Raw genomic sequence first — 13,014 nt, forward strand, 5'->3', positions numbered from 1 at the left:
AGGTTGTTCAAATGGTAAAAGCGCGGCCACGTCCCGCAGTCAATGGTGTGGCATCGGCCGACCGTGTGCTGACCGTGCTCACGGCGTTCCAGATCGGCGATACAGCCCTGAGCTTGGTGCAGTTGGTGGAGCGCACCGGGTTGATCAAGAGCACCATCATGCGTTTGATGGTCTCGTTGGAAACCCACGGCTTCATCACGCGCATGGCCGATGGCCGTTACCAACTGGCCAGCGAGGTGATGCGCCTGAATGCGGTGTATCAAGAGGCACTGGATCTGGAGCGGCATGTCATGCCGCGTCTGCATCACTTGGCCGAGCAGTCCGGCGAGACGGCGTCGTTCTACGTCAGGCACGGCGCCTACCGGATGTGCCAGTACCGGGTGAACTCGTCGCACCGGCTGCGCCTGAACCTACAGCCCGGCGACATGCGTCCCATGGACGAGGCGGCCGGTGCGCAGGCGTTGCGGGCACCGTATGACATCGGTATCGCTCTGCAGAAGCCGTTCTTTTCCCGGGGCGCCACCGATCCGCACGCGGCTTCAATGGCCTTGCCCATCTATGGGGCGCAGGGGGAGTCGATGGGGGCGTTGGTCATCTCGGGGCCTGCCAGTCGGCTGACCGAGGAGTGTGCTGAAAGCCTCAAGCAGATGTTCTTCGAGACGGCGCGGGATTTGATGCGCAGTCTGGGGTACAAACCGCAGGCCCCTGGCATTTAAAGCGCAGCCGCCGTAGGCGGCGTGCTGCGCTGCTCAGGCGCTTACCAGCGGAAATTCACCGAAGTGACCACTTCGCGTTCGTCACCGTAGCGGCAGATGGCGAACTCGCAATACGTATAGGCTTTGTTGGTGACGTTGTTGGCGTTGATGGCCACGTCCCAGTTCTTGTTCAACTGGTAGCTGGCGCGCAGGTCGAACAAGGTGTAGGCGGGCATCTGCGAGTCGATGCCCGAGGCCTGGGTGGTGCCTTTATAACGGGCACCGGCGCCGACTTTCAGTTGCGGCACGCCGAACAGGCCGAAGTTGTAGTCGACCCACAGGGCCGCCTGGTGGTAGGGCGTGTCTTCGCTGCGCTGGCCTTTCTCGCTGGGGTTGGCGCTCTTGGTGATGCGCGCATCGGTGTAGGCGTACGACGCCAGCAGGGTCAGCTGGGGTGTGACGTCCGCCTTGGCTTCCAGTTCCAGGCCACGCGAGCGCTGCTCGCCGATCTGCTGCGCATTGCCGTTGAAATCGGTCTTCACCACGTTTTCCTGGGTCAAGTCGTACACCGCCGCGCTGAGCAGTATGTTGCTGTCGTGAGGCTGGTAGCGAATGCCCATTTCATACTGCTTGCCTTTGGTCGGGTCGAAGGTCTGCCCGGTGAATTCGGCCACGCCCACCGGGAAGAACGACTCGCTGTAGCTGACGTACGGCGCAAGACCGTTGTCGGCCTGGTACACAAGCCCTGCGCGCCAGGTGGTGGCCTGGTCGTCTTGCTTGAGCTTCTGACCGTTGCGGAAGGCGCGTTGATCCTGGTCGGCCCAGTCGCGACGACCGCCGAGCAACAGCAACCAGCGCTCGTCGAAACGGATCTGGTCCTGGAAATAGAGGCCGGTTTGCAGGGTGTCGAGTTGCGAGCCGCGGTCAAGGTTCTGGCTCTTGTTGACTACGACTGGCTGGCCATAGTTATAACGGCTCAGGTCGAGGCTGGGCGCATTGCCGCGGAAGTTGTGCGAGTCATAAGACGCATCGTAGGTATCCAGGCCCACCAGGAAGGTGTGCTCCATACCGGCGATGTTCCAGCGGCTTTCCACGTTGGTGTCGCTGGCCAGTGCGCGTGAACGCTCACGACGATCACTGTACTGGCGACGCAACACCCCGGTGCTGGCCGAGGCAGCCACCGAGGCGGGGGTGGCCTGCAGGTACTTCCACTTCACATCCGATTCGTAGTACCGCAGCTTGTTGCTGATGCGCGTGTGCTCATCGAACCGATGCTCGAATTCGTAACCAATGGCGGACATCTCGCCATTCATGTCGTCGTAGGACGGCTCACCGATGAAGTCGTGACGGCCGATGGTGAACGGGCCGTTACCCACATGCTTGACCATCTGGTAGGGCAGGGGCGCGGAGAAGCGCGTGTCGCTCTTCTGGTAGAACGACAGCAGGGTCAGCGAGGTGTCTTCATTGGGGCGCCAGGTCAGCGCCGGGGCGATGTAGAGCTTGTCGTCATTGATATGGTCCTGGGAGGTGTTGCTGTCGCGCTGCAACAGGGTCAGGCGATAGCTCAGGGTGTCGCTGTCACCCAGCGGGCCGCTGAAGTCGCCGGTCAACTGCTTGCGGTCGTGGTTGCCATATTGCAGGCCCAGTTCGTGCAACGGCGTCTCGGTCGGGCGCTTGCTGATGCCGTTGACGAAGCCGCCGGGCGACAACTGGCCGTACAGCACCGAGGCCGCGCCGCGCACCACTTCGACACGCTCCAGGCCGAACGGCTCCTGCACGCCCTCGTAGGAGTTGTTCTGCAGGCGCATGCCGTCGCGCATCGAACCGCCGGTCGCGGACTCCACATCGAAGCCGCGCATGCGGAAGCGGTCGGCGGTGCGGTTGAAGCTGCTCGGCTGGCTGGTGAACCCTGGCGTGTAGCTCAGTGCGTCTGCCAAGGTGTCGGCCTTGCGCTCATTCATGTCATCGGCGGTCACCACCGACACCGACTGCGGCGTTTCGGTAATGGCTGCATTGGATTTGGTGGCACTGGCGTTGCGCAGGGCGACTTTGCCGGGCAGCGTGCCGGTGGGGTTTTCCAGGGCCTGGGCGCTGACGGTGGTGTCGCCCAGCTCGATGACGGCGGCGCCGGGCGCGGCGCTCTGTTCGGCCCCGTGAGCCTGCGCCGAGAGCATCCCTCCCAGGGCCAGGGCGATCGTCGTCAACTTGAAGGCGGGAAGGTTCTTGCGAGTGCGGGCTGTTGTTATGCGCAGCATCTAAATGTCCTTGAATTGACGCAGTTGAATGCCAATGTGCCCTTGATCCACGACGACTCTGGCCGAACCCGGGCCGGAACGACGGCCGATACTTTAACGCCAAATGATAAATGTTCACATTACTATTCTGTTGCCGTGTGGCGGCTGCGTCGCTTTTCGTCTTATCCTGTGGCCTTTTATCCGCCCGGACACGGCACAATGCGCTTCGGGTTTCGCACGCAAAACAGGCGCCGCGCGCGCCGCAGGGCTAGGAGAAACAGATGCTCGAGGCCAGCGGAGTCAAGCTGAGCTACGGTGAGCAACAGGTGTTGAAGGGCGTGACGCTTGAGGTTCCGCAAGGGGCCTTCACCGCGTTGATCGGCGCCAACGGCTGCGGCAAGACCACTTTGTTGAACGTGCTGGCGCGGATGTTGCGCCCCGAGGCCGGCGAGGTGCGGTTGGCCGGCCAACCGGTGACGCACTTTTCCCGTCGCGACCTGGCCCAGCGCCTGGCACTGCTGCCCCAGCGCACCACCTCGCCGGCAGGCATGAGCGTGCGCGAACTGGTGATGCAGGGGCGTTTTCCCTGGCAGAGCTGGTGGCAACAGTGGTCGCCCGCCGACCAGCAGGCCTGCGATCAGGCCATCGCCCTGGCCGGCATCGAACCCTTGCTCGACCGCTCCCTGGCCACGCTCTCGGGCGGGCAGTTGCAGCGCTGCTGGATCGCCATGACGCTGGCGCAGGACACGCCGGTGATCCTGCTGGACGAACCCACCACCTTCCTCGACATCGCCCACCAAGTGACCCTGCTCGAACTGCTGGTCAGCCTGCGCGAGCAGGGCAAGACCATCGTCGCTGTGCTGCATGACCTCAACCAGGCCGCGCGCTACGCCGACCATCTGGTCATGCTGCGTGACGGTCAGTTGCAAGCCGAAGGCCCGCCGCGCGAGGTCTTCACCGCCGCCAATCTCAAAGCGGTGTTCGACCTCGACGCCCACATCATCACCGACCCCCACACGGGCGTGCCGCTGTGCGTGCCAGCCGCCAAGTCCGCGCTGCGTGCCAGTGCGCTGCGGGTGGCGCAGTGAAGCCGTCCACTTCACTGCGCCTGCCGCTGTGGTTCGCCGTGCTGGCGGTATTGCTGGTTACGGCGCTGGCGCACCTGGCCTTCGGCGCCAAGTCGATTCCCTGGAGCGAGGCCTGGCAGGCGCTGGTGGCCTATGTGCCCTCGGACCCGGACCAAAGCATCGTGCGCGGCTCGCGCTTGCCGCGCTTGCTGGTGGCGATCATGGTCGGCGCCAGCCTCGGCTTGGCCGGTACCCTGATGCAGGCGATCGGCGACAACCCACTGGCCGACCCCGGCATCCTCGGCATCAACAGTGGTGCGGCGCTGTTCGTGGTGTTCGGCCTGTTGGTGCTGCCCGGCAACGACCTGTCGATGATCCCGCTGTTCGCCTTCGCCGGCGCCCTGGTCGCGGCGGTCGGCGTCCTGGCGCTGGCTGGCCGAGGGCATAACCCGGTGCGCCTGACCTTGTCCGGGGCGATGATCGCGGCGCTGTTCAGTGCCATTACCGCAATCCTGTTGCTGCTCGATCAGCAAGGCATGGACAGCCTGCGACGCTGGCTCACCGGCTCCATCGGCCTGACCGACAGCTCGGTGCAGCGCTGGGTCTGGCCGTGGATGGCCCTGGGCCTGCTGCTGTGCCTGATCAACCTGCGCGCCTTGAACATCCACCGGCTGGGTGCCCAGGCGGCGGCCGGCATGGGCGTGAATCTGTTGAAGATGCGTCTGCTGGGTCTGCTGGCGGTGGTGCTACTTTCCGGCTGCGCCGTCGTCCTGGCCGGGCCCATCGGTTTCGTCGGGCTGGTGGTGCCGCATGCGGCGCGCTTGCTGTTCGGCAACGACTACCGGCGGCTGCTGCTGGCAGCGCCATTGCTGGGCGCGCAACTGGTCATGCTGGCCGACCTCGCCGCTCGCACCCTGGTGCGGCCGTTCGAGCTGAACACCGGCATCGTCACCGCGCTGATCGGCGGGCCGATCTTCGTCGTACTGGTCTTGAGAAAGGTACGTTGATGAAAAGCGTTCTGCTGTTGCCTCGACGCTGGCATCCGCTGCCGGTGTTCGGTCGCCCCATCGATCTGATCTGGACGCTGCTATTGATACTGGCCACGGTGGCGCTTGGACTCTACGCGCTCACCGTGGGCAGCTACCCCATGGGGCTGAGCACGGTCTGGCAGGCGTTGACCCAGCCTGAGCGGGCTGACCCGACGGTGCTCAACCTGGTCAGGGAGTTGCGCCTGCCGCGCGTGCTGCTGGCGGTCCTGGCCGGCGCCGCCATGGCCCTGGCCGGCCTGTTGATGCAGTCACTGACGCGCAATCCGCTGGCCGCGCCTGGTCTGGTGGGGGTGGAGTCGGGTGCCAGCGTCACCATGTTGCTGATCATGGTGCTCTGGCCGCAGTGGCTGCCCCCTGCGCTCTATCCGCTGGCCGCGCTGGGCGGCGGCCTGGCAGTGGCGGCGCTGGTCGCGGTGCTGTCCTGGCGCCAGGGCATCTCGCCATTGCGCCTGATCCTGATCGGGGTAGGGCTCACCGCCATCCTCAGCGCCGTCGCCGACCTGATCATCACCTACGGCGATATCGATCATGTCGAGTCGGCCTTGATGTGGCTGGGTGGCAGCCTGCACCGCAGCGGTTGGCCGCAGGTGTACAGCCTCGGCCTCTGGCTGCTGCTGGCGGGCCTGCCGCTGCTGCTGTGCCATCGGCTGCTGAACCTGCTGCAACTGGGCGAGAGCGTGGCCTTGAGTCGCGGCCTGAACGTGACCCGCACCATGGGCTTGCTGCTGTTGAGCAGTGTGATGCTGACCGCGGCAGCGGTGGCCAACGTCGGCACCATGACCTTCGTCGGCCTGGTGGCGCCGCATCTGGCCCGCCAGCTCGCCGGCGATCGACACGGCGCGTTGCTGCCGCTGTCGGCCCTGTTCGGTGCGTTGCTGGTGCTGGCAGGCGATACCCTCGGGCGAGGCCTGTTACCGCCATTGCAGATCCCGGCGGGGCTGGTGGTGGCCTTGCTCGGTGCGCCGTACCTGATGTTGCTGCTGGCGCGCCAACGCAGTCGTTGATGCCCTGAATATTCATTCAAGAGAGAGCCGAGAACCGATGATGTTGCGCCAATTGACCGGTCTGCTGTGCCTGCTGCTGACCTGCCTCATACCGCCCGCCACGGCAGCCGAGACCCGCACCTTCGAGAATCAGTTCGGCCGCGTGCAAGTGCCCGTGGCGCCGCGCTGCGTGGTGTCGCTGCATGATTTCAGCCTGACAGCGCAGTTGCTCGAACTGGGTATCACGCCCTGCGGCTCCACGGGGCGCAAGAAGCTGTTCTCCGATGTCACCCTGCGTGGCGTGCAGGAGCGTTTCGATGTCAGTGCCATCCGCTATGTCGGCTCGCATCAGGCACCGGATATCGAAGCCATCGCCGCGCTCAAGCCAGACCTGATCGTCGGGCTGTCCTACCAGGCCGACCTCAAGGAAAAGCTGGCGGGCATTGCGCCCGTGGTGCTGCTGCCGGTACGCGAGGGCGATATCAAGACCTACGCCAGTCAGCTCGCCGACCTGGTCGGCAAGCAGTCGCGCTATCAGGAATTGCTCAAGGAATACCAATGGGTGGTGAGTGAGTTCAAAAAGCGCGTCAAGCAGCCGGAACGCATTACCGTGACCACCCTGGAGGTATACCCGGACGGCTTTCAATTGATCGGTCGTGGCGGCATGGACGATGTGATCGCCGATTTCGGCCTGGGCCGCGTGGCGGCCTACCGCGAGGCGCGTCGCAATGTGCCCTACAGCCTTGAGCGCATCGGCGACTTCAACAGCGACTTCATCATCGACACCTACGAAGAGATGCTCGGATCCGAGGCCAGTACGGCTGCGTTCCGCCGCTCGGCGCAATGGCAGAACCTGTTCGCGGTGAAGAATCGACAGTTTCTTTACTTCAACCGCAGCCGTTTCCCAGACACGATGCAAGGTCTGATCGGCTCGGCGTATCTGCTGATGTCACACATCGCCGAACGTGATTATTTGCTGCAAGATGCGCCGTAATGCCTTCATTTTGCTATCGCCAATGCAAATGATTCGGAATTGAATTCGTAACATCTTTGTATTAGGTTGTCGGCCAGGTAAAAAATCGCATAGTAATCTCAGGCGAGGACTGGTCCATGGAGAGCATGTTGGTACGGGTGCAGGAGCGGGCAGTCGATCTCGAGGGCCAGAGGGCCCTCCCGCTGGTGATCACGCCCCGACAGCCCGGCGCCGGTTGGCGCAGTGAACTGCCGGAGCTCGTACACCGCATCGAGCAACAGTTGCCACAGGTCGGTGGTGTGCTGCTCAGGGGCTTCGACTTTTCCGACGAGACGGATTTCGAAGCCTTCGCCCGCAGCTTCGGCCACGAACTGCTGACCTACGACTACGCATCCACGCCCCGCACCCGTCTCAACACCCGCGTCTACACCTCCACCGAATACCCCGCGCACCAAGTCATTCCCCTGCACAACGAACAGTCCTACTCGCTGGGCTGGCCGATGAAGATCTGGTTCCACTGCATCACCGCCTCGCCGGTCGGCGGCGAAACACCGATTGCCGACAGCCGCGAGGTGTTCCAGCGACTCGACCCCGCCATTCGCCAGCGTTTCGCCGACAAGCGCCTGATGTACGTGCGCAACTACGGCAACGGCCTGGACCTGACCTGGCAACAGGCCTTCAGCACCGACGACCGTGATCAGGTGGAACGTTACTGCCGCGCCAGCCAGATCGATTTCCAGTGGGACGAGGAGGGCGAACTGTCCACCCGCCAGGTGTGCCAGGCGGTCGCTCAACACCCGGTCAGTGGCGAGTGGGTCTGGTTCAACCAGGCCCACCTGTTCCATCTCTCCAACCTGGCGCCTGCGGTACGCGAAACCCTGGTGTCGATCGTCGGCGAGCAGGGGGTGCCACGCAATGTCTTCTACGGCGACGGCTCGCCCATCGAAGAGCAGGCGCTGGCGCACATCCGCGAGGTTCTCGAGCAGTGCCAGGTCACCTTCGCGTGGCAGGCCGGCGACGTGCTGATGCTCGACAACATGCTCGTGGCCCATGGCCGTTCGACCTTCCAGGGTCCACGCAAGGTCGTGGTCGCCATGGCAGAGCCGTTCGCCGGCCAGTGATCCATTCGCCGGGCCGAGCGATCGGCCCTGACCGCATTCATACATGAAGGATCTCCAATGCTCGATCGTCTGATGCAGGGTTGCTGGCTGCGCGGCATTCGTCTGTCCGCCCGCGCAGGTGAAGTGGTTGTCGACCATGCGCCACCTGGCGCGCTGGACGAGTCGACCGCCCAGGCGCTACGCAGCCACGGCGCCGACGTGGTGCGCTGGCTCGACGCCCACCCGGCGTATTTCCGCGACCGTGCGCTGACCGATAACGAACAGGCGCTGTGGTTTCTGCACCGCCTGGAGCCGCAAAGCTGCGCCTACAACATCGCCTATGCCGCACGGCTCAAGCCGTCGCTGCTCGATGAAGATTTGGTGCCGCGTCTGCAACGCGCCTGGCATGACGTCCAGCAGCGCCATCCGCTGCTGTGCAGCCCGTTCGCCGAGCGCGACGGCGTACCTGTGCAGCGCGGCGCGCCGACCCAGTGGCTTGGGTTGCGCCAGGTCGAGTTGCAGGCGGCCGACCCGAAGGCCCTGCACCAACGTCTCACGGACTTGGCCGACGAACCGTTCGATCTAGCCAGTGGCGACGTCAGCCGCCTGACGCTGGTCTGTAACCGGCACGCCGAAGGCTGCGACTACATCCTGCTGTTGGGCATCCACCACATCGCCGCCGATGGTGCGACCATCTATCAGATCATCGTCGACGAGTTGATCTCGCACCTGGCCAGCCAGCCTCTGGCGCCGGTCGATGCGCAGGCCTACCGCGACTTCGGCAGCGCCCTGTATCGGCGCAGCGAGGCCGAGCAGGCGAGCGAGCTGGCCTGGTGGCAGGCGCGCTTGCAGGACGCCCCGGCGCTGGTGCTGCCGACCGACTTCGTTACCAGCGACACACCCGCCCACGTAGGCGGCGATACCTCGGCCAGGTTCGACGAGACCGATACTGCACGCATTCGCGCCCTGGCCCGTTCCATTGGCGTGACGCCCTACGTGCTGTTGCTTTCGCTATTCCAGCAATACCTCGGCGTGCTATCGGGGCAGACCGATTTCGTGCTGGGCACGCCTGCCGGATGGCGACTGCGTCGCGAGCACCTGCGCATGCCGGGCTACCTGGTCAATCCGCTGGCTTTGCGCTGCACCCTGCAACCGACGCTATCGAGCATCGACTGGGCGCGCTGCGTGGAGCGCGAGGTAAAAGAGACCTTGCAGCACCGGCATTACCCGTTCGCCCGCCTGAGGCAGCAATTGGCGCTGCCGCGCGAGCACGGCCGCGCCCTGTTCCAGCACATGTTCACGCTGAACAAGGACCGCTCCATGCCCTACGAGGTGCATGTCGAGCGCCTGTTCGCCGAGCAGCGCGGCGCTGCCCATGCGCTGAACCTGGTGATCAACGACGAAGACCGGCATTTCCATTGCCGCTGGCGTTTCAGCAAGGCGCTGTACCGGCAGGACACTGTCGACCGCTTGCGTGACCAGTTCATCGGCTTGGTGCAGGCAGTGCTGGAGCGCCCGGATGTGCCGTTCGCCGACCTGGACTGGCTGGCGCCCCACGAGCAGGCGCAATTGCAGGGCGAGACCTGCGCGCCGGTGTTCGACAATGCCTGGCAGGCCTTCGTCGAGCAGACCGTGCAGCGCCCTGCGGCCGTGGCCCTCGAAGACCTGCACGGCTGCCTGGACTATGCCACCCTGGGCCGCCAGGTCGCCGTGCTCGCCGCCCACCTGCAAGGGCAGGGCGCGCCTCTGCCAGGCCAGCGCATCGCCTTGTGCCTGCCCCGCAGCCGCGCGCTGGTGCTGCACATGCTGGCCGCGTGGCAGAGCGGCGCGACCTTCGTGGTGGTCGACCCGGCATGGCCCGCCTCCCGCCAGCAGGCCATCTGCGAAGACGCGCAGCCGTGTCTGTGGATTGGCCAAGCGGCGCGGCCTGAGTGGCTGCCGGCCGCCATCGCCTGGCTGGAGCCCACCTCCTTGAAAGACGCTCCAACCATCGGCCTGCGCCCACAGTTGGCGCCCGAGACGCCGGCCTACGTGGTCTACACCTCCGGTTCCAGTGGCCGTCCCAAGGGCGTGATCGTCAGCCACGGCAACCTCATCCACTACGTCAGCGCCTGCCTGGCCCGACTGGACCTGCCCGTCGATGCCAGCTTGGCCAGCCTGGCCAGTTGCGCCACCGACCTGGGGCACACTGCGTTGTTCGGTGCGCTGCTCAGCGGCCGACGCCTGCGCTTGCTGGACGAATCACTTGCGTTCGATGCCGAGGGCCTGGCCGATACCCTGCAAGACCAGCCCGTGGACCTGCTGAAGATCGTGCCGTCACACCTCAATGCCTTGCTGGTGGCGTCCCAGCCGCAGCGCGTGTTGCCGCGCCTGTGCCTGATGTGCGGGGGCGATGCGCTCGGCGCCGAGCTGATCGCTCGGGTGCGTGAGTTGCGTCCCGCGCTGCGCATCGTCAACCACTACGGCCCCAGTGAAACCACTATTGGCGTGCTCACCCACGAGGTGGACAGCGCGGGCACGGCTGCGCTGGGACGACCGCTGGCCAATGTGCAGGTCAGCGTGCGCGACCCCGCCGGGCGGTTGCTGCCGATTGGTGTCGCAGGCGAACTGTGCATCCAGGGGCCGACCGTTGCGCTGGGCTATGTCCATGCCAGCGAGGCCGACCGAGCCCGGTTCACCGCCCACGGTTATCGCACCGGCGACCGCGTGAAGATCAACACTGCCGGGCGGGTGGAATTCTTCGGCCGCCTGGACGAACAGGTGAAGATTCGCGGCTATCGCGTCGAGCCCGGCGAGGTGGCCGAGCAACTGCGTGCACTGCCCGGTGTGCACGATGCCCAGGTGTTGAACGCGCCCGTTGCCCTGACCGGCAACCGCCTGGTGGCCTTCCTCATCAGCGACAGCGACGACCTTCAGCCGATCCAGGCGCGCTTGCAAGCGCTGTTGCCGGATTACATGCAGCCGGCCCAGTGGCATCGCGTCGAGCGCTTCGAGCGCCTGGCCAACGGCAAGGTGGACCGTCAGGCGCTGCTGCGCCGGGTCGATCAGGTGCCGCTCGCAGAGGCCCAGCCGCAGGCCGATGCAGCGCCGTCCAACGCGCTGGAAGCCCAGTTGCTGGAGATCTGGCGCACGCTGCTGGGCAAGCCGACGCTGGGCGTGGACGACAACTTCTTCCAGCACGGCGGCGACTCCATCCTGGGCTTGCAGATCATCGCCCTGGCGCGCCAGCAGCAGATCACGTTGACGCCCAAGCAACTGTTCGCCGAGCCCACCGTGCGACAACTGGCGCGGGTCGCCCGCACCCCGCGCAGCGAGACCGAACAGTGTCTGCTGGCCATTGCCCAGGAGATTCTCGGCAAGCCGGCGCTGCAACTGGACGACAACTTCTTCGCCGTCGGCGGCGATTCGATCCTCAGCCTGCAGATCATCGCCAAGGCCAAACAGGCCGGGCTGACGCTCAAGCCCAAGCAGATTTTCGAGTACCCCAGCGTGCGCGGCTGGGCCGAGGTCGCCGTGCGCAAGGATACGCCCGCCGCGAGCGCTGCCGATGCCGTCGAACCCAAGACGACGTTCGCCCTCACGCCGATCCAGCGCTGGTTCTTCGAGCAGGAGCAGCAGACGCCGGGGCACTGGGATCAGTCGATCCTGCTGGCCGTGCAGCAGCCCCTGGACACCGAGCGCCTGGCCGCTGCACTGGCGCGTCTGGTGGAGCGTCACGCCAGCCTGCGACTGGTCTTCGAACGCGATGCGACGGGCTGGGCCCAGCGCTACCAGCCCGCCACGCCTGACTTGCAGGTGCTGCACCTCGAAACGCGCCCGCTGGATGACGACTTGCTCGCTCACTGGCAAGGCGGCTGGTCGCTGGACCAGGCACCGATGATCCGCTGGGTGTACTTCACCCACGACCAGCAACTGCTGTGCAATGCCCATCACCTGCTGATCGATTCGGTGTCCTGGCAAGTGCTGATGGAGGAGCTCGAACAGCTCTATCTGCGTCCCGAGCAAGCGTTGCCGCCGGTCTCGGCGGGTTTCCACCGCTGGAGCGAAGCTTTGGCTCAGCATGCCGCCGAACCCCGCGTGCAGGCCCAGGCCGAGTACTGGCGCCGCCAGCTCACCGACAGTGTGGTCAATGCCGCAGGTGACAATCACTACGGCGACAGCCGCACGCTTGAGGTGCGCCTGTCGGCCGAGCACACCGACCGCCTGCTGGGCGAAGCCAACAGCGCCTATGCCACCCAGACCCAGGACCTGCTGGTCGCGGCACTGGGCAGGGTGATCGCCCGCTGGCTGGGTCGCGAGCAGGTCACCCTGGAGCTGGAGAGCCATGGCCGCAGCGCCTGGGACGACAGCCCCGAACTGTCGCGCTCGGTGGGCTGGCACACCAGCCGCTATCCGCTGGCGATCAAGGCCAGCGACGATCCGGCGAGCGCCATCGTCCAGGCCAAGGAAGCGCTGCGCGAGGTGCCCGAACAAGGCATCGGCTATGGCCTGCTGCGCGCCGACCCGGCCCATGGCCTGGGCGCTGCCGACCTGCTGACCTTCAACTACCTGGGCCGCGCCGATCAGTGGTTCGCCCAGTCGCAGCTCTGGCAGCTGGCGCGTCCGCTGTGTCCGGGGATGCGCGCCGCCAGCACCGCCCGTACCCACTGGCTGGATGTCACCGCGCTGGTGGAGCAGGGCCAGTTGCACCTGGAGTGGCGTTACGCCCCCCAGCGCCACAGCACGGCGCAGGTCAGCGAGCTGGCCAGGCAGATGGTGCAGACGCTGGAGGCGCTGCTGGAACACTGCCAAGGCCCCTCGGCAGGCCGCGCGACCGCCTCGGACTTCGCCGACTCAGGCCTGTCCGACGACGAATTCCTCGCCCTGCTCGAGCAGTTGGAGCAGTGACCACCCCTGCGGTGTTTCTTTCAAAG

The 13,014-nt window shown here is 65.5% G+C and carries 8 protein-coding genes; 7 read left to right on the top strand and 1 reads right to left on the bottom strand.

The features are described 5' to 3' along the window. Positions 1-11 precede the first annotated feature (11 nt). Complete coding sequence (locus ACK2SD_RS11375) at positions 12-716, top strand: IclR family transcriptional regulator (protein ID WP_317871935.1); 705 nt, start codon at positions 12-14, stop codon at positions 714-716. Between the two features lie 41 nt (positions 717-757). Here ACK2SD_RS11375 and ACK2SD_RS11380 read toward each other — a convergent pair whose 3' ends face one another. Next, positions 758-2,950, bottom strand: a complete 2,193-nt coding sequence (locus tag ACK2SD_RS11380) for a TonB-dependent siderophore receptor (protein WP_412462164.1) — start codon at positions 2,948-2,950, stop codon at positions 758-760. A gap of 260 nt (positions 2,951-3,210) precedes the next feature. Between ACK2SD_RS11380 and ACK2SD_RS11385 the strand changes: the two genes are divergently transcribed. The 6 genes from ACK2SD_RS11385 to ACK2SD_RS11410 all read left to right on the top strand — a co-directional run bounded on the left by ACK2SD_RS11385 (position 3,211) and on the right by ACK2SD_RS11410 (position 12,988). Further along, on the top strand, positions 3,211-4,017 hold the full coding sequence (locus tag ACK2SD_RS11385; protein ID WP_412462165.1) for an ABC transporter ATP-binding protein: 807 nt from the start codon (positions 3,211-3,213) through the stop codon (positions 4,015-4,017). Continuing rightward, complete coding sequence (locus tag ACK2SD_RS11390) at positions 4,014-5,003, top strand: FecCD family ABC transporter permease (protein WP_412462166.1); 990 nt, start codon at positions 4,014-4,016, stop codon at positions 5,001-5,003. Before ACK2SD_RS11385 ends, ACK2SD_RS11390 begins: the two co-directional genes overlap by 4 nt. Next, entirely contained in the window at positions 5,003-6,049 is a 1,047-nt protein-coding gene (locus ACK2SD_RS11395; RefSeq protein WP_317871939.1) for an iron ABC transporter permease, read from the top strand. The genes ACK2SD_RS11390 and ACK2SD_RS11395 overlap by 1 nt, the downstream gene beginning before the upstream one ends. 37 nt (positions 6,050-6,086) lie before the next feature. Continuing rightward, on the top strand, positions 6,087-7,022 hold the full coding sequence (locus tag ACK2SD_RS11400; protein WP_412462167.1) for an ABC transporter substrate-binding protein: 936 nt from the start codon (positions 6,087-6,089) through the stop codon (positions 7,020-7,022). A 125-nt stretch (positions 7,023-7,147) separates the two neighbouring features. Continuing rightward, complete coding sequence (locus ACK2SD_RS11405; RefSeq protein WP_412462305.1) at positions 7,148-8,122, top strand: TauD/TfdA family dioxygenase; 975 nt, start codon at positions 7,148-7,150, stop codon at positions 8,120-8,122. Between the two features lie 57 nt (positions 8,123-8,179). Then, positions 8,180-12,988, top strand: coding sequence for an amino acid adenylation domain-containing protein (locus ACK2SD_RS11410; RefSeq protein ID WP_412462168.1), 4,809 nt, complete (start codon positions 8,180-8,182; stop codon positions 12,986-12,988). Positions 12,989-13,014 lie beyond the last annotated feature (26 nt).

Origin of the sequence: Pseudomonas sp. SC11 (assembly GCF_047039205.1) — a bacterium.
GTDB lineage: Bacteria > Pseudomonadota > Gammaproteobacteria > Pseudomonadales > Pseudomonadaceae > Aquipseudomonas > Aquipseudomonas boreofloridensis.

Bases quoted from the DNA above. Each gene is read 5' to 3' on its own strand.
- ACK2SD_RS11380 (WP_412462164.1), bottom strand. From the start codon at position 2,950: ATGCTGCGCATAACAACAGCCCGCACTCGCAAGAACCTTCCCGCCTTC.
- ACK2SD_RS11400 (WP_412462167.1), top strand. From the start codon at position 6,087: ATGATGTTGCGCCAATTGACCGGTCTGCTGTGCCTGCTGCTGACCTGC.
- ACK2SD_RS11410 (WP_412462168.1), top strand. From the start codon at position 8,180: ATGCTCGATCGTCTGATGCAGGGTTGCTGGCTGCGCGGCATTCGTCTG.
- ACK2SD_RS11375 (WP_317871935.1), top strand. From the start codon at position 12: ATGGTAAAAGCGCGGCCACGTCCCGCAGTCAATGGTGTGGCATCGGCC.
- ACK2SD_RS11395 (WP_317871939.1), top strand. From the start codon at position 5,003: ATGAAAAGCGTTCTGCTGTTGCCTCGACGCTGGCATCCGCTGCCGGTG.
- ACK2SD_RS11405 (WP_412462305.1), top strand. From the start codon at position 7,148: ATGTTGGTACGGGTGCAGGAGCGGGCAGTCGATCTCGAGGGCCAGAGG.
- ACK2SD_RS11385 (WP_412462165.1), top strand. From the start codon at position 3,211: ATGCTCGAGGCCAGCGGAGTCAAGCTGAGCTACGGTGAGCAACAGGTG.